This window comes from Cytobacillus sp. MT66 (assembly GCF_058792595.1).
In genome coordinates, this window is sequence record NZ_JBXAFB010000003.1 from 288,958 (window position 1) to 314,561 (window position 25,604).

Sequence of the window (25,604 nt, forward strand, 5' to 3'; positions counted from 1 at the left end):
GTCTTCACTCCTCATTGGGATCAATATTTGTAAAGTAATTTTTAACGATTTCCTCAAGATCAGCCGGCAGCTGATAACGTTCCGTCCCCTGCCTATAAGCCTTTTCATATTCTTGATACACTTCGCTGTACGGTCTAATGTTTCCTCTTAAAATGGGGCCATTTCCATCCGACTGCTGAATCGATCCGCCTTCACCAAGGCTTCCGTTATCATTTTCAATATTCTCCTGCCCCTGCATATGCTCTGGTATGGTCAATAGTTCTCTTGATCCTTGGCCAGTTCCCGCTCCTAAACCGCCAGTTCCAGATCCTGAACCTGATCCAGAACCCATTCCGCTGCCTGAGCCGGAGCCGCTGCCTGAGCCAGAACCGCTGCCCGAACCATTTCCTGAACCAGATCCATTCCCGGGCTTGCCCTGGCCATTTTGGCTGCCAGTATTATTGCCCGATGATGGAGACCCATTCCCCTGCTGTCCATTACTATTTGAACCGGAAGAAGGCGATTGTCCTGGCGGTGCAAATGCAATCTGTCCCGGTGGCATCCCATTAGATGCCATTTGATTTTGCATGGCTAATCCAGCATTTTGCAAGGCTTGCTGTGCCGCTGCCAGCTGCTGCAGAAACTCCTCTGACTTTAATGCCTCTTCAATTTTTGCAAGAAGCTGTTCCATCTCTTCTTCTGAAAGCTGGCTATCGTTTTCTGAGAATTGAGCTAACGCTTTCTTTTGCTCCTCGCTTAATTCATTCCATTGATTATTTAACTTTTCGAGCTCCTCCTGTATTGCTGCTAAATCTTTTTTATCCAATAATTGTTCAAGAGCATTCAAGCCGCTCTTGTTTAACCCTGATTGCCAACTCTTCAGTGCTGTTTGCTTTTCTTTTTCCTTTAATGCTTTTAATTCAAGTTCCTTCTTTTGCTTAGCCAGTTCCTTTAAAGCTTCTTCAGCAGATTTTCTATCAGCCATTTTTTCCTTTGCTTCTTCTAACGCCTTTTTCGCTTCAGGTTCCTTTTCTTTCTTGATTTGCTTCTCGATTTCTTTCTCGGTATCTTTAACGATTTTTATCTCCTTTTCACGCTGCTTAGCCTGTTCCATTGTTTCATTAGGCACGTTAAATAAGACAGCAAGCGCAGCTGCACAAGCGATGAAGGACAGCAAATATTTAGGATAAACCAATCGCTTTTTCCTCTTATACACTTTGTCCCTTACTTGTTTCATATGCGTTAACGCATCGGCCAGCTGCAGGGCGCTAAGCGGCTCCTTGGAATCTAAAAAACGGTAAGCTGTTGTCACCCGGTCATCCGGAACATATGAATTGTAGACAGAAACCGCCTCAAGCATCTTCGGACGTTTCATCCCTATGCGATAAACAAAAAATAGGGCGATTAGCACAAATTGGCTGACTATATAATTGGTTAGAAACGGAATCACAATAAAACGGGCTGTCAGCGTGAAAAGAAAGGCTGCAGCTCCTGCTACAACAAGCAGAAGCTGGAGCTCACTTATCATATGCTGAATAAAAAGCTGCCTTTGTACAGGCTTTAGCAATTTCACAAATTGTTGTCGATCGTTCATGCCATTCATTCCCTTACCCTTTTTTCATATTTGGGCGAAGCTTTTTAATACTTAAGAGAATAGCTCCAATAAAGATGACAGAATAGGAAATAAGGTAGGAAGCCCATAGCGGAAATTCAATGCCTGTTCTATTTGTTATTTCATTTGTCGCCTCAGGTTCAAACATGCTTAATAGTATGATTACCGGATTCAGCATCGCCGTAAAATAGGGAAACGGACTTGTCGGCGGATTTGGCGTTTGATGAAATTGATAGGACAGCTGCAGCAAAATCAACGTTAAAAAGGCTGTTCCTCCTGCTAAGAATAGTGTGACCCCATAGGTTGTTACCATCGAAACGATCGTCTTCCTGATCAATGCTGAAAAAAGCACCCCAAGACTCCCAAAAACGATCATCGTAAAAATATAAAATCCCATTGTCGTCAGAACCTGTCCCGGCGAGATTCCCCCGAATAAAAATACAAAGCTGTACAGCGGCAGGCTGGCAATGATTAATAAGAGCAAATAGGAAAGAGATGAAATTAATTTGCTCAAGATGATGCTTGCTGAGCTTTGTGTCGTTGTCAGCATCATATTTAATGTCTGCCTTTCACGCTCGCTGCTGATGACCCCCGCTGTCAGTCCAGGGGTTATAAATAGAATTAAAGCCAGCTGCAGGAAGGAAAGAACAATAAACACCTGTCTGCTTTGATCCGGCTTAAAAAATCCCTGCATATTGGACAAGGATTCAATAAATATGAACCCTACGATTATTAAGCCAACAGCAAGCAAATAAAAGAGAAGGCCGAGGAAGCTTTTAAAAGAACGGAAGCGAAGTTTAAATTCCTTATTTAAAACCGGATTTATGATAAAATTCTTCATTGCAGCTCCACTCCTTTCGTAATTTCCATAAAGACATCCTCAAGATCGCTTTCTTCTTCAGCAAAGCTTTTAATCGGCAAGCCCTTTAATATAGCCTTTTTCAATAATTCCATTTGTTCCTGGTCAGTGCCTTTATAGATAAATGTCAGCGAGTCTTTTGCAATGGTTAATTTAGAAACATTATGATCATCCTCGAAAAAGGCTGCTGCCGCTGCTGCTTCATCATTTGTTTTGACAATGATAAGCCTTTCACCGCGCAATTGTGCCTGGATATCTGAAACAGACCCCTGGGCAACAAGTTTTCCCTGATCGATAATGCCGATAATATCGCACATTTCCGCAAGCTCTGGCAGGATATGTGAAGAGATCAGAATGGTTTTGCCCATTTCCTTAAGTTCCTTTAAAATTTCTCGCATCTCCACCCTTGCTCTTGGATCAAGCCCTGACGCAGGTTCGTCAAGGATCAAGACTTCAGGGTCATGAATGAGACATCTTGCTAAGCACAGACGCTGCTTCATTCCCCTTGAAAGCAGATCAACATAGGAATCTTTCTTGTGTGATAAGTTAACAAGATCGAGCAATTGGGGAATCAGCTGCTCCCTTTCATGGAAAGGAATCCCATAGCTCGCTCCGTAAAAATGAAGATATTCACTTGTTTTGAGCTGGTCATATACACCAAAAAAGTCTGGCATATAGCCAAGCTGTTTTCTGACCATTTTCGGCTCTTTCTGGATATTATAGCCATTTATATATGCCGTTCCGGAAGTTGGAGCCAATAGTGTAGCCAGGATGGAAAATGTCGTTGACTTTCCTGCGCCATTTTGCCCGACAAATCCAAAAACGGTACCCTTATCAATTTGCAGACTAAGGGAATCAAGAGCTGTGAAATGTCCGTAGCGTTTTGTTAAATCTATGATTTCAATCATGGTGACACCTCTCCTTTGATCGTGATTGCCGGCAGCTGAACCTGCGGATTTCCTTGCGCATTTTTCACCAGTTTGATAAGAAGCTCTCCTTCTTTTGATATAAATGGTTTAATAGAATCACTGCTGGTCAGCCCATAGCTCTTTTGATCAATGGACTCCCACTGTTTTGTCTCATAATTAAACAAGGAATACTGAATAAATGACTGGCTATTTGTCCGTATAGAAAGCTCATTGAGTGTATAATCCCGGGAAGCCAGCTGTTTTGGCAATTTGACGCTATACTCATACTCCCCATCATCAAGTGCCATTTCACGAACAGATCCATTTATCCCCTTTTCATAAATATTTCCCGTAATGACTTTCACATCCGAATCAAGCATCTCATTTTTCAGCGTGAAGGAACCTGATAATTCATGTTTGGCAGTAAAAGGTGCAAGGATGAGATTTGTGTTATGCTGTTTAGCTTCTTGCTCTGCCATTTTCACGTCAATGACCGAATCCTTGGTGAACCCAGCAATGAGCGGCCCGCGATCTATTCCATTACCATTCAATAAATACATGGATGAGGCATAGACAAGCCGGTCCTTGCGCATCTCTTCTAAATCTGCGTTTTGCCCATTAGGCATATATCCAAAGCCTGATTGAACGGGACTGGTAAGAAAAATCTGTTTCATTGTTTTATCCACATTAATTTTTTCGCCTTTATTCAATGGTCCTATTTTCACTTTTTCATTGCCTGACCAAATAAAGATTTCCTCAAAATCATAGTTGAAATTATTTATAATGGTCCCTGACAGCTGATTATTCTTTAGAGTCAAGTCTGCTGCAAAGCCGCCCTCAGTCATCTTACCCGCTTTCCCATAGATGGTCTTTGATGCCCAGTAGCCAACATCAGGAAAGACGATTTCGGCTGATTTTCTTTTATCTGTATAAACTGATCCCCTTTGCGGATCAGTTGCTGGACGATTCTGTGAGCTTGTCACTGCAGTAAATTGGTCATTTGGCACTGACAGCGTATACTCGCCGCTTTTATTTGACAACAGAGTTGTCGCATGCAGTCCTGTTAATTGGTTCTGATTTAGCGTATAGACACCCATTTGGTTCAGCTGCGGATTAGAAATTCTGTCCTTAGCACCAATGCCAAACACAATGGCTGCCATGATAATGGAAAGGGATGGGATGATCCACCAGGAATGTTCCCTTTTATCCAGTTTCCTTAGTACCAGATAGAGCACAGGAACGATAATAATGATGTAGCCTGCTAATAGCCCAATTAATCCGCCAACAGAAAAATTGCTGGCTGGAAAATATTCATTGGTTTCAACGAATTCCCAATACATGGAGCCATAGAAATCTGGCCCATAATTTCCTGTATCCATTACTAAAGGCTTTGCTTGATCAATGAATCTTGAAAACCAATAGCTGTAACCATTCCATGATGACAGCGGTTCATCGCCAAGGGAAAAGCCTGTTTGCAGGATAACGCCATTCCCGTAATTTTTCATGACCGCTGCAGATGTATCTCCGCTCTTTTCTAGAACTTTGCTGCCTTTTTCGATGTCACCAGTAAATAATTGAATGTTTTTGAAATCTGGCTTTGCTTGATTGATGCCAAGCAAAAAGTCTGATGTCCCCAGTGACTCTTGATCCATTTTCATCGGCAGCAAAGAGTAGAGTGAGTCATATCCCTGAGATCCATTAGGCGATCCTCCCGCAATAAGCACCCCGCCATTTTTTATCCAGGCTATTAACGCCTGCTGCTGGTCTTCGTCTAATTGAGAAACCCCATACTCATCAATAATGATATAATCGAGCATTTCCAGCCCAAGTGATTGTTTTGGCATTTCTTCCTTTTTCAATTCAATCATTTGTGCAGGCATGGATGGGAGTACTCTCAGCTCGCGGAGGCGGTCATATTTTTCACTGAGGACGCCAATAATCTTTTCATTGAAATCAATAAATTTCGGTTTCAGCCGGTTTTCACCAGAAAACTCTACACTCTTATTGTCCCGCCAATCTCCTTTATAAAGAAAAATCGATGGTTCATTTTGATAGGCTGAAGGATTATCGTCAGTTAGCCCAGGCATAGCAATCTGATATGTTTTCGTGCTGCCTGCAGGCAATTCAATATTTATCGCCAAAGTTCCGCCCGAATTCCATGATGGATTAAAATTGACCAGCAAGCTCCCGCTGAAATCTTCGCCATTATTTTTCATCTTTACAAATAACGGGAACCCTTTCCCCATCTTTATTTTTCCATTGAAACCTTCTTCGATTGTTACGTCTATCTGTTTTTCCTGAGCCTGAACCGTCTTAAACCCTGTGAATGCCATAAAAAGCAAACAGACGAGAATGGCCAGGTAAAACTTTCTATTTCTTCTATGCATGTGTCTCTCCCCCAATAATTGGTTCTTACTAATAAGACGAAAAATATCGAAAAAAGGTTCTGTCATAAAAAAAACAGCTGGAGAAAATCTCCAGCTGTTTTTATTGCTCATCATTCTCTTCTTCTGCTGCTTCCATCTCTACAATATCAGCGAATAGCCCATAGACATATTGTTCAGCATTGAATGCCTGCAGATCATCCATTTTTTCGCCAAGGCCAACAAATTTGACCGGAATATCCAATTCCTTTTTGATGGCCAGAACAATTCCGCCTTTTGCGGTCCCGTCCAGTTTTGTCAGAACGATTCCGCTTACGTCTGTAGCCTCTTTGAATGTCTTAGCCTGGATCATGGCATTTTGTCCAGTTGTGGCATCAAGCACTAATAATACCTCATGCGGCGCACCCGGAACCTCACGTTCGATAACCCTTTTAACCTTTTCTAATTCCTTCATAAGATTCACTTTATTCTGCAGACGGCCTGCAGTATCACAGATAAGAATTTCTGTTTTTCTGGATTTTGCTGCCTGAATAGCATCATACATAACAGCAGCAGGATCGGAGCCTGCTCCCTGTTTAATTACTTCGACGCCGACTCGTTCTCCCCACACTTCAAGCTGTTCAATGGCTCCAGCACGGAACGTATCCCCCGCAGCCAGCAGAACCTGTTTTCCTTCACTCTTAAACTTATGGGCAAGCTTGCCGATTGTTGTTGTTTTTCCAACGCCATTAACACCAACAAAAAGAATCACAGTTAATGAGTCTGGCTGAATGTTCAGCTCAGCAGATGAATCTTCGCCTTGCTGATAAATTTCTACAAGCTTTTCAGAGATTACGCTTTGGACATCACGCGGGTCCTGAATATTCTTGCGCTTGACTTCCATTCTTAATTCTTCTACAAGCTCCATTACTGTATCAAACCCGACGTCTGCCTGAATTAAAATTTCCTCGAGCTCTTCAAAAAACTCCTCGTCCACTTTGCGGTATCTTGCAACAAGATCGTTCACTTTGCTTGAAAAGTTATCGCGGGTTTTTGAGAGGCCTGTTTTAAATTTTTCAGTAACGGTGTCGGTTTGCTTTGTTATTTTTTCCTTTAACTTTTTAAAAAAGCTCATGATTTCACTTCCTTGCTAATAGGTCATATGTATATAGCCCAGGCCAAACATGGCCCAAGCGATTTTACTGTGCAGTTACGCGGCCAGTTGATTTCCACTCCAGGCACTTCGCGCACCTAGGGCATTTTGTGAGCCTCCTCGTCGCATTCGCTCCTGCGGGGTCTGACTTCAACGCTGATCCCCCAGGAGTCTACGTGCCTGCAGCGAAGATCAACTTATAGTTAAGTTTACTTTAACTTTTAACGCAGCCTATTGTGTAATTAATTCCTTTGTTTCTTCGAGACGGACGGAAACGAGTTTGGATACGCCTGATTCTTGCATGGTTACTCCATATAGCACATCGGCTTCTTCCATTGTGCCTTTTCGGTGTGTGATGACAATAAATTGTGTTTCAGCGCTGAATCTCTTTAAGTATTGGCTGAAGCGTGATACATTCGCTTCGTCAAGTGCTGCTTCAACCTCATCTAAAATACAGAATGGAACCGGACGGACTTTTAATATGGAAAATAAGAGGGCTATCGCTGTTAATGCCCGCTCCCCGCCTGATAACAAACCGAGGTTCTGCAGTTTTTTGCCCGGCGGCTGTGCAACAATCTCGACTCCTGTATTTAATAAATCTTCCGGATTCGTTAGCTTTAGATCTGCTTTTCCCCCGCCAAATAGAGAGCGGAAAACAGCTTCAAAATGAAAGCGAATACCTTCAAAAGTTTCTTCGAATCTCCGCTTCATTTCTGTATCCATTTCATCAATGACCTGGAATAACGTATCCTTGGCTTCCAATAAATCGTTTTTTTGTTCAAGAAGGAACTCATATCGTTCAGATACCCGTTCATATTCATCAATAGCTCCAAGATTGACCGTGCCCAGCTCATCAATAGATAGCTTGATAAGTTTGACCTTCCTCCTCGCTTCCTCTGGAGGAATGGTTAATGGGTATGCTTCTTTAGCTGCTTCGAACGAAAGGAGATATTCCTCCCTTAGGCGGTTTAAGCGATTTTCCAGCTCAACATCCAGCCGGTTAATCTTCACCTCTAAGTCCTTTAAACCCTCTGTCATCCCTTTATGAAGCCGTTTCATCTCTTTGGCTTCAAGCTCTAAATCCTCTAGAGCTGTCTGCAGCTTCATACGCTCATCTCTTCTTGAAGAAATAAGGCTGACTGTTTCCTGTTTATCTTCAAGCTTTCTGCGGGCAGCTTCCTCTAACTGCATTTCGCCTGAATCGCTGCTGACCATTTCTGAAGAAAGCAGAGAAAGGTCTTCTTCAATCAGTTCCAGCTTTTCTTTGTTTGCCTGCAAGTCCTCCAGAGTTGTTTCAAGCTTATCATTGGCATGATTATATTGTTCACTTTTTGAAGCATAGCGGACTTTCAGCTCATTTATCTCTGAAAAAAGTGCGTCCTTAGATGTTTGATTAAGATTTTTTCTTTCGGTCATTTGTGAGATCTCAAGATCAAGGCTGGCAATTTTCTCTTTAAAGTTTTCGAGCATCGATTGAAGCTCCAGATTTTTTGCATTTAATCTTTCGCGGTCTTCAGAGAATTGCTCTTTCTCAGCATCATACAAAGACAGTCTGTCATTTAAGCCCTTCTCCTCAAATTCAACCTCACGAAGGTCCCCCTTGATCGATTGCTCTTTAAGGCGAAGTTCCTCACCTGTTTTTCTAAGGTTTTCAAGGTTCTTTTCCATGGACTGGATATCAGCTTTTAGTGATCTCACCTGGGCTTCCATGGCATATGTCTTTTTGTCCATATCAGAAATTCTTGTCTTCAATTCTTCCAGCTCGCTTTTTCGGCTTAAGATTGAAGACATTTTTTGCTTGACTGTGCCACCAGTCATTGAACCGCCTGGATTGACAATATCCCCTTCAAGGGTCACAAGCTTGACGCGATATTGCAAAACCTTGGCCATTTCGTTTGCCCCTTTTAAATCGCGGGCAATAATAACCGTACCAAGCAGATTGCTCATTGTCGCATGGTACTTATTATGAAATTGAATGATATTCACTGCCGCATCAATAAAAGATGGGTGACCCTTAATAGCTTGCAGCTGGCTTGAACTTAGACTTTTTCCTTTTATAACAGACAGCGGCAAAAACGTCGCGCGTCCAAAAGAGTTTTTCTTTAAATAGCTTATAGCGTTTCTTCCATCCTCTTCTGTCTGCACAATGATATGCTGCATGGCACCGCCAAGGGCTGTTTCAATCGCTGTTTCATACTCTTTCGGAACATTAATTAGTTCTGCAACTGCCCCTTCAATCCCCTGCAGTTTTGCTCCGCGTGCTTTTAAGACTTCTTTAACCCCCTGGAAAAAGCCAGAGTAATCGTCTTCCAGTTCCTCAAGCATTTCCTGGCGCGACTTTGCCTTTTGCACGTATTGGTAGGCTTGATAAAGTGTTGTTTCCTGTTTTTGATAATTTTCTTTTGTGCTTTCCAGACGTCTCTGCTCTTCTCTGTATGTGTGAATATGCTTGTCTAATTCCACCTGTACAGCCTGAAGGAGACCAGCAATGGATTGCTTCTTCTCCTCAATTGCTTTTCTTTCATTGAGATAACTGACATTTTCCTGTTCAATTTTAGCACTTCTATATTCCAGGGTTTTTAGCTGCTGCTCAATATTTTGCCACTCATTTTTAGCTGCTGCCTGCTGGTTAAGAATTTCAATATATTCACTTTTCAAAGATTCAAGCTTTTCTTCGCTGTTTTCATTTAACAGCGTTAATTGCTTTTGTTTTTCTGCAAGCTGTTTTTTTAGATCATTTGCTTCATTTTCCAATTTATCTTTTAACGCTTGCTGTTCTTCTTTTGCAGAATGAAGGGTCTCATTTCTTATTGCATGTTCCTCAAGGCTTTTTTGCAGCTGTTCCTTATTTTTGGAAGCATGCTTTTTTCTTTCTTTTAGAACTTCTTTTCTGCCTTCAAGCTTCTCAAGCTCCTCGCTGGCGCGCAGCAAGACATCCTGTAAATCGCTGATAGATTCATCAAGTGCTGCTGCATGGTCTCTCATTTGCTCGATTTTAGCTTCTTTGTTCTGCAGTTGTGCAGAATGTTTGATTTCATTTTCTTTTTGTTTTTCCAGGTCTTTGGACAGCTGCTCCCAGTGCGCGTGTAAATCCTCTATTTCATACACTGTTAATGCTACTTCGATTTTTTCAAGCTCTTCTTTCTGTGCTAAATAATCCTTGGCAATTGATGCCTGAATTTTCAAAGGCTCAACCTGACTTTCAAGCTCATGAACGATATCACTGACCCGATTCAGATTTTCCTGGGTTTCAAACAGCTTTCCCTCTGCCTTTTTTTTCCTCGTTTTATATTTTAATACACCTGCAGCTTCTTCAAAAATCGTTCTGCGCTCTTCAGCCTTGCTATTAAGGATTTCCTCTACCCTTCCCTGGCTTATAATGGAGAATGCCTCTCTGCCCAGGCCAGAGTCCATAAACAAATCAATAATATCTTTCAATCGGCAGGCCTGCTTATTTATTAAAAAGTCACTTTCTCCAGATCGAAAAACCCTTCTTGTCACACTGATTTCATTATATTCAATTGGCAGTCTCTGGTCCTCATTATCTAAAGTCAACGTGACTTCAGCAAAGTTCAGCGGCTTTCTGGATTCGCTTCCAGAAAAGATGATATCTTCCATTTTTGCTCCTCGCAAAGACTTGGCTGACTGTTCTCCCAATACCCAGCGGATGGCATCGGTTATATTGCTTTTTCCGCTTCCATTCGGACCTACTACAGCAGTAACGCCTTGAACAAAATCAACGGTGATTCGCTCAGCAAACGATTTAAATCCAACAACATCCAACCGTTTTAAATACACTGCTGGTCCCCCTCTTCATGCTTTTCATGCTGTTTACATTTGCCCCTTTAAATATTCTAGAGCCATTTGGGCGGCATGCTGTTCTGCTTCTTTCTTCGATCGTCCAGTTCCTGTGCCTAACTCCCGGCCATTCATGGAAACCCTGGAAACAAATTCCCGATTATGGGCAGGGCCTTTTTCCAGTAATATTTTATATTCAATCAGCCCAGATCCATCACGCTGAACCAATTCCTGCAGCTGGCTTTTAAAATCCATCAGATGTGAAAAAGCTCCTGCATCTATTTTTGGAAACACCACTTTTTCGAGGAACCTTATTACCGTTTCAAGTCCCTGGTCTAAGTATAAGGCGCCAATGAATGCCTCAAACACATCTGCAAGAAGAGCTGGTCTTTCTCTTCCCCCAGTCATTTCTTCTCCCTTTCCAAGGAGGACTATCCCTCCAAAGGACAACTCATTGGCAAACGAAACGAGTGATGGTTCACAAACAATGGCTGCTCTTAATTTTGTCAGTTCCCCCTCACTCATCATAGGGTATTTTAAGTAGAGAAATTTAGATACGGTTAATTCAAGAACTGCATCACCGAGAAACTCAAGCCTTTCATTATCTTCGCTTGGCTTTCTCCGATGTTCGTTTACATACGAGGAATGAGTAAATGCTTGTTTAAGCAGCTTTTCATTGCTGAATTCGATTCCAATCTTCTTTTGAAATTCTTTAAAGTTTTTATCAATCAGACGATTTGTTTTCCGGTCCTTTTCTTTTCCACTCATGTACATGCTTGTCTCACCTTTATTGTATAGATCTTTTAGATACTAAGATTTTAAATTCTTTATTAAAGTTCCCTAAAGCATGAAGATTTAGCGATTTGTTTACATTCGTCCTCACACAAGAAAGCCCCGTTTTAAAACGGAGCTTTTTGGTGTTGTACTTTCTGTCCGTAACCACCTGACAAATATGTCAGGTAATAACGGACAAAAAATACCTTGGAGATTCAAATACAGTGAGGGTAAAAACCCCCACTGAAAAAGATTATGGTTCTCTTTAATTATTGCTTCGCCTTTATGTAATTTACAGCATCACCAACAGTAGCGATTTTTTCAGCATCATCATCAGAGATTTCCAAATCAAACTCATCTTCTAATTCCATTACTAATTCTACTACATCAAGGGAATCAGCGCCAAGATCATCTTTAAATGAAGCCTCTAAAGTTACTTCAGATTCTTCAACACCTAAACGGTCAACGATAATCTTTGTTACGCGTTCTAATACTTCTGCCAATCTTTTCACCTCCCCTCAAGACATTATAGAGTATTTATAGCAAATAATAAATGCTCTTTTTAACTAAATTGGCAAATCCTTTTAAAGATTTCCGAATCTAGTTTCTTTACATAACCATGCCGCCATCAACATGAAGGGTCTGGCCGGTCATATAGCGGCTTTCCTCAGATGCTAGGAATACAACTACCTTTGCAATATCTGAAGGCTCGCCGAAGTGTGCTAATGGAATTTGTTTCAGCATTAGGTCCTTCGTTTCTTCATTTAGTTTATCTGTCATATCTGTTGTGATAAACCCTGGAGCAATCGCATTGACTGTAATTCCTCGGGAAGCAAGCTCTTTGGCTGCTGTTTTAGTTAATCCGATAACACCAGATTTAGCTGCTACATAATTTGCCTGTCCCGCGTTGCCGCTGACTCCAACGATTGAAGCAATATTAATGATTCTTCCGCTTCTTTGCTTCATCATTTGTCTGGTTACTGCTTTTGTGCACAGGAATACACCTTTTAGGTTGATATTAATTACATCATCCCATTCATTTTCTTTCATTCTCATTAATAGATTATCTTTTGTAATTCCCGCATTATTCACAAGAATATCGAGCTTGCCAAGTGCTTCAGTCGTTTCTTTTACCATATTGGCAACTGAATCACTATTGGACACGTCGCATTGAATAGCAATGGCGTTTCTTCCCATTTCCTTTATTTCAGCCACAACGCTGTTGGCTCTTTCTTCACTGCCGGAATAGTTTACAGCAATATCTGCTCCCTGTCTGGCTAACTCAAGGGCGATTTCTCTTCCAATGCCGCGGGACGCTCCTGTTACAAGGGCTGCCTTACCAACAAGTCTCATTGAATTTCCTCCTTTAAGGATTCCATCACTTCCAAACAAGTCTCCTTGTCTGAAACCGAATAGGTCTTTACTTTTCTATCGATTTTTTTCACTAAGCCTGAAAGCACTTTTCCAGGTCCGATTTCAACAAATATGTCCACGCCAAGTTCAATCATTCTGCGGACAGAATCCTCCCATAAAACAGGGGAATAAAGCTGTTCAATTAACTTTTGTTTAATTTCTTCAGCAGAGGAAATTTCACTGGCTGATACATTGGCAATGACTGGGACTCCTGAATCCTTTACTTCAATATCGTTAAGAACAGCGCTAAATTTATCAGCAGCAGGCTTCATAAGCTCTGAATGGAATGGACCGCTGACAACTAATGGCAATACACGCTTTGCTCCTGCTTCCTTTGCTCTTTCCGAAGCCAATTCCACGCCTTTTACAGTTCCAGAGATAACAATTTGTCCAGGGCAATTTAAATTGGCTAACTGGACAGAATGCCCTTCAGCTGTTACTTCATCTGTAACACTGCGAAGTTTGTCGCGGTCAAGACCTAAAACAGCGGCCATCGTCCCTTCGCCATTTGGCACGGCAGCCTCCATATACTCGCCTCTTTTTCTTACTGCGTAAACCCCATCTTCAAATGAAAAGGCGCCTGCAGCAACTAGAGCGGTATATTCGCCAAGACTATGTCCTGCAACGTAATCAGGATTTATCCCTGATTGCTTAAAAAACTCTAGAATCGCCAGGCTAGTCGTCAGCAAAGCAGGCTGGGCGTTATAGGTTTGGGTCAATTCCTCCTGCGGTCCTTCAAAAATAATGTTAGAAAGAGATAAGCCTAATCTTTCATCCGCCCTATTAAATAAAGCCATTACTGATTCTTCCGCATCTGCAAGTGATTTGCCCATGCCAACAGTCTGCGACCCTTGTCCAGGAAAGATAAATGCGATTTTCCCCATATCAAATCCCCCTTCGCTAATTTTTCTCAATGGTTTCCTTTATTGTTTGTGAAACTTGATGTTCTACCATGTTCCTCGTTTGTTTAACCGCACTGAAAATGGCATTCGCATCAGAAGATCCGTGCGCTTTAATGACTGGTGCCTTCAATCCAAATAATCCAGCACCGCCATATTCGGAATAATCCATTTTATTTTTAAGCTCCATTAATTTTGGCTTAAGCACAGCGGCTGCGAGCTTGCTTTTCAAATCGCTCATTAATGCAGATTTCAGCATTTTCATGACAGACATAGCAGTACCTTCGACTGTTTTCAAGACCATATTTCCAGTAAAACCATCTGTTACAACAACGTCAGCTGCCCCATCAAGCAAATCACGCGCTTCAACATTACCAACGAAATTCAAGTTAGCTTTGCTCAGCAATTCAAATGAATGCTTAGTCAGTTCATTTCCCTTTTTTTCTTCTGTGCCAATATTAAGAAGGCCCACACTCGGATTTGCAATGCCGCGAACCTTTTCGGCATAAATGGCCCCCATGATGGCGTACTGCAGAATATGTTCTGGCTTTGCATCGGCATTTGCACCAACGTCAAGCAGCACAAAGCCCTTGCCGTCAATAGTTGGCAAAGTTGGAGATAGAGCTGGACGTTCAATCCCCTCTATCCGTCCAACAACAAAAAGACCTGAAGCCATTAAAGCACCTGTGTTGCCTGCTGAAATACAGGCATCTGCCTTCTGGTCTGCCACACTTTGTGCAGCTAGAACCATAGAGGAATTCTTTTTCCTCCTGACTGCTCTTACTGGCTCATCTGTTGGCAGAATGACTTCATCTGTATGTAAAATATCAATGCGATCATGCGGTGTTAAATATTCCTTTATTTTTGCCTCATCACCTACAAGGGTTATATGAATATCGCTAAACGCTTCAGCCGATTTCATTGCGCCAAGAACAATTTCCTTCGGAGCATTGTCGCCCCCCATGGCATCTATAGCTATTTTCATGCACTTATACATCCTTCTTTGCAATATTTTGTGAACGGTACATGTCAAATTCGCCTTTGAAGACAAGTTCATTATTGACAAAACTATTCACTTCAACGATGGTTCTACCTTTTTCTGATTCAAATCTGGCAACTCTTGCCTTGGCAATGACTCTTTCATTTTGCCTGACTGAGCGGGTAAACTGAATATTTGCTTTTGCGGTTAATGCCAGCTCATCATTAATTAAAGCAACGGCTAGTGAATTTGCCTGGGCAAACAGATGGTGGCCTCTGGCGATTTGATTTCTCTTAAACACATGCTCTTCTTTAATATCAAGAATAGAAATGGCTGTTTTATCTAATTCTATATCAATAATTTCTCCAATAATTTCATCAATAGGTAGAGCCCTGACCTCATCCTCGAATCTCTTTTCTGCGACATTTTTGATTCGTTCACGCAGTTCTGGAATGGATAGTTCCAGCCTGTCGAGGCGGATGGTTTGGACGCTGACTGAAAATTTCTCGGCAAGTTCTTCATCTGTGATAAACGGATTTTCTTTGATGGTGGCTGTTAGAAGTTCCTGCCGTTCTTTTTTGCTTCTTCTCAATTTAAATCACACCGTTCGAGATATTAAGACTAGGTACTAATAGTAGTATATAATTTAGAAAACGAGATTGCAAGCTGAATACTTGCACTTGGTACCAGTTGATTTCCGTTCCAGAGGGCTTCGCTTTCCGGGGGGCGTTTTACGGCCTCCTCAGAGCACACGCTCCTGCGGGGTCTCGCTTCAACGCTGATCCCCCAGGAGTCTACGCCCCCCTCCACTCCAATCAACTTTCTGTGCAATCAGTCAAGTTTTTCTCCTTCTAACACCCCAGATTGCTGTAAATAATATCTCATATGGCGGTATTCATCCGCTTCCCAGAATTCCCGTGATTGGATGAGGCTGGCTGCGTCGCTTCTGGCTGTTTCGAGGGTGCGGTAGTCGTGGACCATGTCCGCGATTTTAAATTCCGGAAGGCCGCTTTGCTTTTTGCCAAAGAAGTCTCCTGGCCCCCTGAGTTCAAGGTCTTTTTCGCTTAGGACAAAGCCGTCATTCGTGTCTGTCATTATCTTCATCCGCTCTTTGCCGACGTCTGATTTTGGATCGGCTAACAAGATACAAAATGACTGGGCACTTCCCCGTCCGACCCGGCCTCTAAGCTGATGAAGCTGGGCAAGGCCAAATCTTTCCGCATCATATATGACCATCATAGTTGCGTTAGGAACATTGACACCTACTTCTACGACTGTCGTCGAAACTAGGACCTGGTTTTTATTCTCGCTAAAGGCTTTCATGACCGTATCCTTTTCCTCGGATGACAGCCTTCCATGCATGAGGCCGACATGATAGCGCCCATTAAAATAATGGGTTAGCTGGGCATGAACATCAATGGCATTCTGTACATCCAGCTTGTCGGATTCTTCAATCAGCGGACAAATAACATAAGCCTGATGTCCTTTAACTAATTCCTTTTCCATAAAACCCAGGACCCGGTCAAGCATATTCGGTTTCGCCCAGTAGGTTTCAATGGCTTTTCTCCCAGCTGGCATTTCATCAATAATAGACATGTCCATTTCCCCAAAAACCGTGATGGAAAGCGTGCGCGGAATCGGCGTTGCCGTCATGAAAAGAACATCAGGGCTTTCCCCTTTTTCCCTAAGGACCCTGCGCTGTTCAACCCCAAATCTGTGCTGCTCATCTGTGATGACCAGGCCTAGCTGCTTAAATTCGACTTCGTCCTGTATCAGCGCATGTGTTCCTATCAGCACATGGATATCTCCCTCTTTTAAAGCTAGTAAAAGCTCCCTGCGGCGTTTACCCTTGACAGAGCTTGTTAATAGTTCACAGCGGATCCCAAAGGGTTCAAGCAGTTCTTTCAGTGATTCAGCATGCTGTTCAGCAAGAATTTCGGTTGGGACCATCAATGCACCCTGGAAGCCTGCGGTAAAACTAGCGAAAAGGGCAATGGCAGCAACAGCCGTTTTTCCGGAGCCGACATCCCCTTGCAGAAGCCGATTCATTCTAAAGGGTGATTTCATATCAGATAAAATCTCATTGACCACACGTTTTTGCGCATTTGTTAATGGAAATGGCAATGAAGCTATAAATCTTTTTACCTCTGTATTGTTATAGGCCTGAGAGCCCCCTTGTGACTGCTCTCTGACAATCTTTCTTAATGCCTGCATCTTTAGCTGAAAATATAAGAATTCTTCATAAACAAGTCTTCTTCGTGCTTGTTTAAGCATTTGCTGATTTTCGGGAAAATGCATATTTCTTATAGCCTCTTTACGGCTTAAGAGTTTGTACGAGGCAATGTATCTCTGAGGAAGTGTTTCATCAACGAATTCACCAAATTGGTTAAAGGCAAGCTGTATAAATCTTCTTATGCCTTTAACGGTTATTTTCCCTTTCACACCATATACGGGCTCGAAGTCTTTTTCTTTCGTACAGGAGCCTGCACGGATTTCACTTGCCGTGATGGTTTGCCTGTGCTGGTCCCATTTTCCTGTAACACATACTGTATCATTGATGGATATTTTATTTTTTATATAGGGCTGATTAAATGCAACCACTTGAACGAGATATCGATCAACTAAAACCCTGATTGTCAGTCTTGACCGTTTTCGGCCATAGTAGGCAAGCTGTGGCTCGCTATGGACCTTTCCCTCTACTGTTACCCTCTCCTCATGCTGTACTTCAGCTAAGTCCTTCATCCGATAATCTTCATACCGAAAAGGGAAATGCTCAAGCAGGTCGCAAACCGTATGAATATTCATTTCAACGAGCGCTTCGGCTGTTTCTTCGCCAATCCCTTTTAGCACGGTGACTGGCTGTTGTATGTCTTGTCTTACTTTCATGGTTCATTAACTCCCAAAAGTTGGATTTAATTAGCCAAAAAAGAAGGGGCTCTTGCTCCCTTCTTTTTTAATGCTGTACATTTTATTCTACTGCAAATATGAAGGCATACAGCGGCTGTTTTCCATCATGAACTTCAACTTCAACATCTGCAAATTGGTTTTGTGCATATTCTATTAAAGCTTCTGTCTCTTCATCTGTGGCATCCTCACCCTTTAAAATGGTCAGGATTTCAGAATCCTCATCGAGCATATTAGATAACAGGTCTTTTGCCAGCTGTACCTTATCTTTATTTTTTACAACGATTTTTCCGTCAGCAATCCCCATAAAATCGCCTTTTTCAATTTCAAGGCCATCGATGCTTGTATCCCTTACCGCATAGGTTACCTGGCCAGTTTTAACAGAGCTTAGGGCTTCTGTCATCGATGTTTCATTTTGAGCCAAATCGGCACCAGGATTAAAGGCAAGCAAGGCAGACATGCCTTGCGGAACCGTTTTAGACGGAATGACCGCCACTTCTAGTTCCGACACTTCAGCAGCCTGGTTAGCAGCCATAATAATATTCTTGTTATTCGGCAGAATCAAAACTTTCTTCGCATTGACTTCCTGAATCGCTTTAACAATATCCTCCGTGCTTGGATTCATTGTCTGTCCGCCTTCAATCACTGCATGAGCACCAATGCTGCGGAATAATTCAGCAATCCCGCTTCCCATTGAAACAGTAACAATGCCATATTCCTTTAATTCTTGAGCAGGGGGCTGTTTTTCAGAAACTAAAGGGGTATCGATGTCACCGACAAGTTTTGAATGCTGCTGACGCATATTCTCGATTTTCATATTGATCAGACTGCCATATCGCTGCCCATAGGTTAAACAATCGCCAGGCTGTTCTGAATGAATATGTACTTTGACAAGCTCTTCATCTGAAATAACCAGCAAGGAATCGCCAAACCTGCTCAAATCGTTCCGGAAGCGATCTTCAGTGAACGGATTTTTTGCCAGTTTATCCTTTTCAAATTTAACCATAAACTCTGTGCAATAGCCGTACTGAATATCTTCTGTATTCATAAAGCTGTGAACATTTTTATGATGCTCAGCACTTACAAGCTCATCCATTTTCGGCATTGCAGCAGGTGTATCAGGAAGCTTTTCTCCCTTTAGGACAGCAAGGAAGCCTTCATAGACAAAAACAAGCCCTTGTCCGCCGCTGTCCACGACACCTACTTCTTTTAAGACAGGCAGAAGATCTGGCGTACGTGCTAAAGAAGCCTTTGCTTCTGCTAAAACTTCCTCCATAATTTTTACGATATCATCTTCCGCTGCTGCAGCCTGGACTCCCTTTTTAGCTGAATCCTTTGCCACAGTTAGGATTGTACCCTCAACAGGTTTCATTACCGCCTTGTAAGCGGTTTCCATCCCGCTGTTAAATGCGGCGGCAAATTCCTTTGCCGTAATATCTTCTTTATTTTCAATCGCCTTTGAAAACCCGCGGAATAGCTGGGACAGGATAACCCCTGAATTTCCCCGCGCACCCATCAATAATCCCTTGGAAAGCGCCATTGATACGTTTCCAATATGGCTTTGCACATTATTTTTAACTTCTTTTGCACCCGAAGTCATAGATAAATTCATATTCGTACCTGTATCACCATCAGGTACTGGGAAAACGTTCAGTGAGTCTACGTATTTTGCATTTGCAGATAGGTGATTCGCACCTTGAATAACCATTTCTGCAAAACGTTTTCCATCTAAAACTTTAATCGACACAAGACTTCCTCCTCATTTACAGGTTCGTAACACGAACTCCCTGGACGTAAATATTAACCGAATCAACGGCAAGTCCGACGGTTTGATCCAGTGTGTATTTCACCTTTGATTGCACATTATGGGCAACCTCAGAAATTTTTGTTCCGTAACTTACAATTATATACATATCAATATGTAGTTCTTCTTCATTTTCTTGACGGACAATAACACCACGAGTAAAGTTTTCTTTTCGCAAAATTTCAGTCAGACCATCTCTGATTTGATTTTTTGAAGCCATTCCGACAATCCCGTAGCAATCAACAGCAGCACCGCCAGCAATAGTAGCAATAACTTCATTTGAAATATCAATCTGGCCGAATTTCGTTTTTAATTCGATGGACATTAAATCTTCCCCCTCTTTGGAAATACTTTCTCCTTGGCTAAAAACATTTTACTATATAGAATTAAATATTAAAAGTCATACTTCTCCATGTATATTATCTGTATTCCTCCAGATAGTATGTCAAGGAAAAATTCTTGAAACACATCTTGCAATAAAAAGGGTTGTATGATAAATTATTAAAGTATCTTTTAATGTCTATAAAAGGGTTATTCAGTGATAATCTCATACAGAATAACTGTCTAATGGCAAATGAAAAGCGTAATAAGCTAGTTAGCTTTTGGCCGTAAGGAGGGAAATGGAATGCCACGTAAATGTGTTGTCACAGGTAGAAAAACAACTACAGGTAATGCACGTTCTCATGCGATGAACGCTAACAAGCGTACATGGGGTGCTAACCTTCAAAAAGTACGTATTCTTGTTGACGGAAAGCCGAAGCGTGTTTGGGTTTCTGCAAGAGCGCTTAGATCAGGCAAGGTAGAACGCGTATAATAAAAGAATCAAAAAGGACATCCTTTGCAGGATGTCCTTTTTATCTATCGGTTATGTTAAACGGGCAAGATTGAAACAACGGCTAAGTATAAAGAGTAAAAAATTAAGCACCTAAAAATCAGGTGCTCAAGTACCAGGATTTCAATCCTTTTTAAAGGTTCCTAACATTGCGCGTACAATGCCTCCAAGAAACTTAGGCAGTTTGATTGTATAAAATCTCATTATACGTGTCCCTCCTCACGATCATGCACTTCCATCTAACATTTTGTCATTATCATCTTATTCAAATAAAAAAGATAAGTACTAATATCAACTAACTTAATCATTGCTTCTTACAACCATTAATATGCCTTTAGAAAATGAAAAATTCCCATTATCGTTAATAAGTTCATTACTAATGCATTGGGTCGATCCTGCTTGTAAATAGAAGTTTTCAAGCGGATACTTAAATCCTTTTAGCGAAAGGCCGTGTATTTCCATTGATACTGGAATAAATGAGATATATTTATATGCTTCATGCTTTGAGATTGGATGATGCCCAGGACGCTTTAAAAAGATGAGATTATTTTTATCCATTATCTCTATTGGTGTGTCATGTTCACTTAAGAGTGAATGAATAAGCAGCTGAATATTTCCAAAAAAATGGTCAAGACGCCCGCCTGTAGCCCCGAATATTCGGATTCTCTCCGGGGTTTGCTTAAGCGCCCATTGTATGGCCAATTCCATATCTGTTTCATCTTTTTCTGCGGAGTACTTCATTATTTCTTTACTGCGCTTTTCAATTAGCTCTGCTTCCTTTGTTGTCACAGAATCAAAGTCCCCCAGAGCCAGATTTGGCGTGATGCCTTCCGAAATAAGGGTTAAAGCCCCTCTATCTACACCAGCCCATACATCCTCTTTCGTTTGATATTCGCTTAAATCAGGCAAATGGTCTTTTGGACCGCCAGCAAGGATATTAATAATCAACGCGTTCACCCTTTCATCTGAAATGCGTCAAACATCTTATACTTTGTTTTAAAAAGGGGCCTGACATTTGTCAGACCCCCATCATATTAATTGGAATTCCCTTTGATTGCAGCTATTGCCCCAGCACGGTCTTCTTTATTAAATACAGCAGAACCCGCTACTAAAACGTTGGCCCCAGCTTCCATGCAAAGCTTCGCCGTTTCCTCATTCACGCCGCCATCTACTTCAATTTCAATGGAAAGCCCCTTGGCTTCAGCCATTTCCTTGACAGCAGCAATTTTCGGGAGCACAGAATGAATAAACTTCTGCCCGCCAAAGCCTGGATTAACAGTCATAAGCAGAACCATATCAACATCTTCAATAATATGTTCTATCGCACTTACAGGAGTGGCAGGGTTAAGGACCACCCCTGCTTTGACTCCAAAGGATTTAATATAATGGATCGTCCTGTGCAGATGCCTGTCAGCTTCTACATGTACCGTGATATAATCGGCTCCTGCTTTTGCAAATGCTTCCACATAATTTTGCGGGTTTTCAATCATCAGATGGACATCTAATGGCAGCTTTGTCACAGGACGGATGGCCTCGACAATTAAAGGTCCAATGGTAATATTCGGAACAAAATGCCCATCCATAACATCTACATGGATATAATCAGCCCCGCCTTTTTCAACATCCAATATTTCTTCCCCAAGTCTGGCAAAATCTGCAGATAATATTGATGGGGCAATTTTAACCATAATTAGTACCTCGGCTTTCTATCCTTAATTTCCTGTAAAAACATTTTATAGTTCTCATATCTGTAATCTGGAATTTCACCAGCTTCTGCAGCCGTTTTAACGGCACATTTCGGCTCTGACACATGCAGACAGCCGCGGAATTTACAATTCTCGCTTTTTTCCTGAATTTCTGGAAAACAATAATTGAGATCCTCCGCTTCAATATCAATAAATTCCAGAGAGCTAAATCCTGGCGTGTCCGCTACTAGCCCCTCTCCGACCGAAATTAACTCAACATGTCTAGTTGTATGCTTGCCCCTGCCAAGATGGGACGATATATCGTTTGTTTTCAAATCAAGATCAGGATTCAAGGCATTGAGCAGCGAAGATTTTCCGACGCCTGATTGGCCGGCAAATACAGAAATTTCTCCTTTTAAAAAAGGAAATAAATCCTTAATTCCTTCATCTGTTCTAGAGGATGTCAAAAGAACATCATAGCCCGCCTTCCGGTAATCATTGGCATAGGTTTGAATTTTCTTATATTCATCCTCATTCGTCAGATCCATTTTTGTCAGACAAATTATCGGTTTAATTTGGTTAAACTCAACCAATACAAGAAACCTATCGAGAAGACTTGAGCTGAAATCAGGCTCAATAGCTGAGAAAACAAGAATGGCTTGATCAACATTTGCGATTGGCGGACGCACAAGCTCATTCTTCCGATCCTTTACCTCTAAAATATAGCCTTCATTTTCATTCTCAATTTGAAATACAACTTCATCTCCCACAAGAGGAGTCACTTTATTTTTACGAAAAACGCCTCTTCCCCGGCATTGGTAGGTTTCATCACCGCTAAATACATAATAAAACCCGCTTAAAGCCTTTATAATCTTGCCCTCAGGCATAGCAACACTCCTAGCATCTAGTTTTCCGGAAATGGTACAACCTTGTCATGAATAGAAGATCCGTCTCTCAAAATTTTATAATACGCCTTTTGACCAGGCGGAATGGTAAGTTCAATGCGAATCTTCTGATTTTCAGTAATATAAATGGTATCATATGGGTCATCTAACTTATTATACATATCTTCAACAAAAATCTGAACCTCTTGAGGCTGTCCATTCATTTGAGGATCATATGGAATAAGCACCTCTTCAACAACCGTCTTAGGAGGAATATCCTCTTTTCCTTTTGATAAAACGACTGTCACCTTGCTGCCCCTGGTCAATTCCGTACCGGCAGCCGGTTTTTGCGAGATCACTTGCCCAACTGGCACCTCATCTGAATATTCTTCTTTTTCAACCTCAATAACTAAGCCTGTCGATCCCTCGTATTCCTGGAGCCCCTTCATATTATAATCTTTAAGATTTTTTAATGTGATAGGAGCAGGCCCCTTACTTACAGTAAACTCTAATTCTATTTCCTCAGGGACAACGAGTTCACCTTCTGAAAAATTCTGGTCGATGATTGTTCCAGGTGAGACACTGTCATCGTTGACTTCATTCTTCTTAATATCTTTAAAGTTTTCACCTTCCAAAATTCGGTATACTTCATCAAAGGAGCGGCCGACATAATCGGAAAGTTCAAACTTTTCCTTCCCCTTGCTTTCATAAATATTAATGGATGCCCCTTCTTTGACGATCTTTCCCGCTTTCGGATCGGTTTTGATGACCAAACCTTCTTCAAAGTTATCATCGTGAACTTCGATTGTCTTGCCATACACTAGACCGGATGCCTCCAGCTCAGCAATGGCAGATTCAATTTCTTTTCCAGAAACATCAGGGACCGTAATATCCTTTGGCGAAAAAAACTCGGGAAGCACGGTAATGGCAAGCACTCCAAGAAGGATTAATCCAAAAAATACTGACACAAGTACAATTGGCCATTTCTTCTTCTTTTTCTTTGTGTTTTTCTTATCAGTGGCTTTCTTAGGTTCAGGGGCTTTAGCTTCCTCCCCTTTTTCCTCTTTGCCAAGGACAACCGTTTCCTCCGTGATTGGAAAACTATGTTCATCTGTTATAATCGGGATTGCAATGGTTGCATCATCATCAACAGGAACAATAAATCTTTCCTCATTCATACGTTCTGGATCCAATGCTGTCCTTAGATCATCCTCCATTTCTTCGACACTATCATAACGGTGAAATGGATCTTTCGCTGTTGCCTTAAAAACGATATTTTCCACACTTTGCGGAATAGAAGGGTTCCATCTCCTTAGCGAAGGCGTCTCTGATTGGAGATGCTTGAGTGCAATAGAGACAGCGGATTCCCCAGAAAATGGAAGTCTCCCCGTCAGAAGTTCAAACATAACAATCCCCAGTGAATAGATATCTGACTTCCGGTTCGCCATCCCGCCACGTGCCTGTTCAGGAGAAAGATAGTGTACCGATCCAAGTACAGAGTTGGTTTGTGTGATGCTTGTTGCGCTCATAGCCATAGCTATGCCGAAATCTGTGATTTTTACGTTGCCTTGTCTGTCTATTAAAATATTATGTGGCTTAATATCCCGATGAATAATATGATTCTGATGGGCATGTGCGATAGCAGAAGTCAGCTGCTTCATAATATCTATGACTTCCTCTACCTTTAGCGGACTGTTTTGCTGTATGTATTGTTTTAATGTCTGTCCTTCCACATATTCCATCACAATATAATAAATCGTATCTTCTTCCCCAACATCATAGATGCTTACAATATTCGGATGGGCCAAGCTTGTCGCTGATTGTGCTTCACGGTGAAAGCGGCGAATAAATTCGTCATCATTGGCAAAATCCAGCCTTAGAATTTTCACTGCCACATCGCGGTCAAGAATCATATCGTGTGCTAAATATACATTTGCCATGCCGCCGCCGCCGATTATCTCAAGAACCTTATAACGGCCGCTGATTCTTTTTCCGATCATCATGTACTCTCACCTTGTGGAAAATCGGATAGGTATTGAACAATAACGATGGTTATATTGTCTTCTCCTCCATTATTGTTGGCAAGTTCCACTAGGGCCTCAGCTTTTTCCTCTAATTCCCGATTACTTTTCAAAATAGTTGTCATCTCTTTTTCGGATACTTTATTTGATAAACCGTCAGAGCATAAGAGCAGCATATCCTCTTCCTCAAAGATAATCGTTTTAATATCCATATTTACCTTTTCTTCAGTTCCTAAAGCCCTTAGAACTACATTTTTCATTGGATGATGCTCAGCATCTTCTTTTGAAATTTGCCCAGTTCGGACTAGCTCATTTACAAGGGAATGGTCGTCTGTTAATTGCTGGAATCCGCTCTCATTTAAAATATAGCAGCGGCTGTCCCCAATATTTGCAATGGTTATAAATTGATCAGTTATAATCGCTGCGACAACAGTGGTTCCCATTCCCTCACATTCAGAGACATTTAAGGAATGCTCATATATAGCCTTGTTGCCCTTTTCGATGTTGGTTTTCAGCCATTCCTCGGCCTCATCAGCAGACTTTATTTCTTTTGTTTCATTCCATAATACCTGCAAATTGGTTAAGGCCATTTCACTCGCCACATCACCGGCACGGTGGCCGCCCATGCCATCGGCTACAATGGCAAGGCGCTGGCCGCTCAAGTTCAAAAACACTCCGCCGTTATCTTCATTATGCTGACGAATTCTGCCGCGATCTGTCTTAAAAACAGCTTTCAT

General features: G+C 41.7%; 22 protein-coding genes. 1 reads left to right on the plus strand and 21 read right to left on the minus strand.

What is annotated here, in order from left to right:
• Positions 1 to 4: 4 nt before the first annotated feature.
• From AC1Q59_RS07385 to AC1Q59_RS07455, 15 genes are all read right to left on the minus strand, one after another.
• Positions 5 to 1,573, minus strand: coding sequence for a DUF8809 domain-containing protein (locus tag AC1Q59_RS07385; RefSeq protein WP_492365150.1), 1,569 nt, complete (start codon positions 1,571 to 1,573; stop codon positions 5 to 7).
• Positions 1,574 to 1,586: 13 nt separating this feature from the next.
• Positions 1,587 to 2,432, minus strand: a complete 846-nt coding sequence (locus AC1Q59_RS07390; protein WP_492365151.1) for an ABC transporter permease — start codon at positions 2,430 to 2,432, stop codon at positions 1,587 to 1,589.
• Entirely contained in the window at positions 2,429 to 3,358 is a 930-nt protein-coding gene (locus AC1Q59_RS07395; RefSeq protein ID WP_492365152.1) for an ABC transporter ATP-binding protein, read from the minus strand. The genes AC1Q59_RS07390 and AC1Q59_RS07395 overlap by 4 nt, the downstream gene beginning before the upstream one ends.
• Positions 3,355 to 5,745 carry a DUF8725 domain-containing protein gene (locus AC1Q59_RS07400; RefSeq protein ID WP_492365153.1) on the minus strand — a complete coding sequence of 797 codons (2,391 nt, stop codon included), beginning with the start codon at positions 5,743 to 5,745 and terminating at the stop codon, positions 3,355 to 3,357. Before AC1Q59_RS07400 ends, AC1Q59_RS07395 begins: the two co-directional genes overlap by 4 nt.
• A 100-nt stretch (positions 5,746 to 5,845) precedes the next feature.
• Complete coding sequence (gene ftsY / locus AC1Q59_RS07405) at positions 5,846 to 6,856, minus strand: signal recognition particle-docking protein FtsY (protein WP_492365154.1); 1,011 nt, start codon at positions 6,854 to 6,856, stop codon at positions 5,846 to 5,848.
• A 249-nt stretch (positions 6,857 to 7,105) separates the two neighbouring features.
• Positions 7,106 to 10,672 (minus strand): chromosome segregation protein SMC, encoded by a 3,567-nt coding sequence (smc, locus tag AC1Q59_RS07410; protein WP_492365155.1) that lies wholly within the window; start codon positions 10,670 to 10,672, stop codon positions 7,106 to 7,108.
• 33 nt (positions 10,673 to 10,705) lie between these two features.
• Positions 10,706 to 11,446 (minus strand): ribonuclease III, encoded by a 741-nt coding sequence (rnc, locus tag AC1Q59_RS07415; RefSeq protein ID WP_492365156.1) that lies wholly within the window; start codon positions 11,444 to 11,446, stop codon positions 10,706 to 10,708.
• 269 nt (positions 11,447 to 11,715) lie between these two features.
• Positions 11,716 to 11,949, minus strand: a complete 234-nt coding sequence (locus tag AC1Q59_RS07420; protein WP_492365369.1) for an acyl carrier protein — start codon at positions 11,947 to 11,949, stop codon at positions 11,716 to 11,718.
• A 106-nt stretch (positions 11,950 to 12,055) separates the two neighbouring features.
• A complete protein-coding gene (gene fabG / locus AC1Q59_RS07425; RefSeq protein WP_492365157.1) occupies positions 12,056 to 12,799 on the minus strand; it encodes a 3-oxoacyl-[acyl-carrier-protein] reductase in 744 nt (247 codons plus the stop codon).
• On the minus strand, positions 12,796 to 13,743 hold the full coding sequence (fabD, locus tag AC1Q59_RS07430) for an ACP S-malonyltransferase (protein ID WP_492365158.1): 948 nt from the start codon (positions 13,741 to 13,743) through the stop codon (positions 12,796 to 12,798). The genes fabG and fabD overlap by 4 nt, the downstream gene beginning before the upstream one ends.
• Before the next feature lie 16 nt (positions 13,744 to 13,759).
• Positions 13,760 to 14,743, minus strand: coding sequence for a phosphate acyltransferase PlsX (plsX, locus tag AC1Q59_RS07435; protein ID WP_492365159.1), 984 nt, complete (start codon positions 14,741 to 14,743; stop codon positions 13,760 to 13,762).
• Positions 14,744 to 14,747: 4 nt separating this feature from the next.
• Positions 14,748 to 15,329, minus strand: coding sequence for a transcription factor FapR (fapR, locus tag AC1Q59_RS07440; RefSeq protein WP_492365160.1), 582 nt, complete (start codon positions 15,327 to 15,329; stop codon positions 14,748 to 14,750).
• A 239-nt stretch (positions 15,330 to 15,568) separates the two neighbouring features.
• Positions 15,569 to 17,623, minus strand: a complete 2,055-nt coding sequence (gene recG, locus AC1Q59_RS07445) for an ATP-dependent DNA helicase RecG (RefSeq protein ID WP_492365161.1) — start codon at positions 17,621 to 17,623, stop codon at positions 15,569 to 15,571.
• An 82-nt stretch (positions 17,624 to 17,705) separates the two neighbouring features.
• Entirely contained in the window at positions 17,706 to 19,388 is a 1,683-nt protein-coding gene (locus AC1Q59_RS07450; RefSeq protein WP_492365162.1) for a DAK2 domain-containing protein, read from the minus strand.
• A 16-nt stretch (positions 19,389 to 19,404) separates the two neighbouring features.
• Positions 19,405 to 19,770, minus strand: coding sequence for an Asp23/Gls24 family envelope stress response protein (locus AC1Q59_RS07455; protein WP_492365163.1), 366 nt, complete (start codon positions 19,768 to 19,770; stop codon positions 19,405 to 19,407).
• A gap of 300 nt (positions 19,771 to 20,070) precedes the next feature.
• Here AC1Q59_RS07455 and rpmB point away from each other — a divergent pair, with 300 nt between their 5' ends.
• Positions 20,071 to 20,259 carry a 50S ribosomal protein L28 gene (rpmB, locus tag AC1Q59_RS07460; RefSeq protein ID WP_053475625.1) on the plus strand — a complete coding sequence of 63 codons (189 nt, stop codon included), beginning with the start codon at positions 20,071 to 20,073 and terminating at the stop codon, positions 20,257 to 20,259.
• Between the two features lie 141 nt (positions 20,260 to 20,400).
• Here rpmB and spoVM read toward each other — a convergent pair whose 3' ends face one another.
• From spoVM to AC1Q59_RS07490, 6 genes are all read right to left on the minus strand, one after another.
• Positions 20,401 to 20,481, minus strand: a complete 81-nt coding sequence (spoVM, locus tag AC1Q59_RS07465; protein WP_492365370.1) for a stage V sporulation protein SpoVM — start codon at positions 20,479 to 20,481, stop codon at positions 20,401 to 20,403.
• A gap of 96 nt (positions 20,482 to 20,577) precedes the next feature.
• Positions 20,578 to 21,225, minus strand: a complete 648-nt coding sequence (locus AC1Q59_RS07470) for a thiamine diphosphokinase (protein ID WP_492365164.1) — start codon at positions 21,223 to 21,225, stop codon at positions 20,578 to 20,580.
• An 86-nt stretch (positions 21,226 to 21,311) separates the two neighbouring features.
• Positions 21,312 to 21,965 carry a ribulose-phosphate 3-epimerase gene (gene rpe, locus AC1Q59_RS07475; RefSeq protein ID WP_492365165.1) on the minus strand — a complete coding sequence of 218 codons (654 nt, stop codon included), beginning with the start codon at positions 21,963 to 21,965 and terminating at the stop codon, positions 21,312 to 21,314.
• A gap of 2 nt (positions 21,966 to 21,967) precedes the next feature.
• Positions 21,968 to 22,849: a ribosome small subunit-dependent GTPase A gene (gene rsgA / locus AC1Q59_RS07480; RefSeq protein ID WP_492365166.1), complete on the minus strand. Its 882-nt coding sequence runs from the start codon at positions 22,847 to 22,849 to the stop codon at positions 21,968 to 21,970.
• A 17-nt stretch (positions 22,850 to 22,866) separates the two neighbouring features.
• A complete protein-coding gene (gene pknB, locus AC1Q59_RS07485; RefSeq protein ID WP_492365167.1) occupies positions 22,867 to 24,849 on the minus strand; it encodes a Stk1 family PASTA domain-containing Ser/Thr kinase in 1,983 nt (660 codons plus the stop codon).
• A complete protein-coding gene (locus tag AC1Q59_RS07490; protein WP_492365168.1) occupies positions 24,846 to 25,604 on the minus strand; it encodes a Stp1/IreP family PP2C-type Ser/Thr phosphatase in 759 nt (252 codons plus the stop codon). Before AC1Q59_RS07490 ends, pknB begins: the two co-directional genes overlap by 4 nt.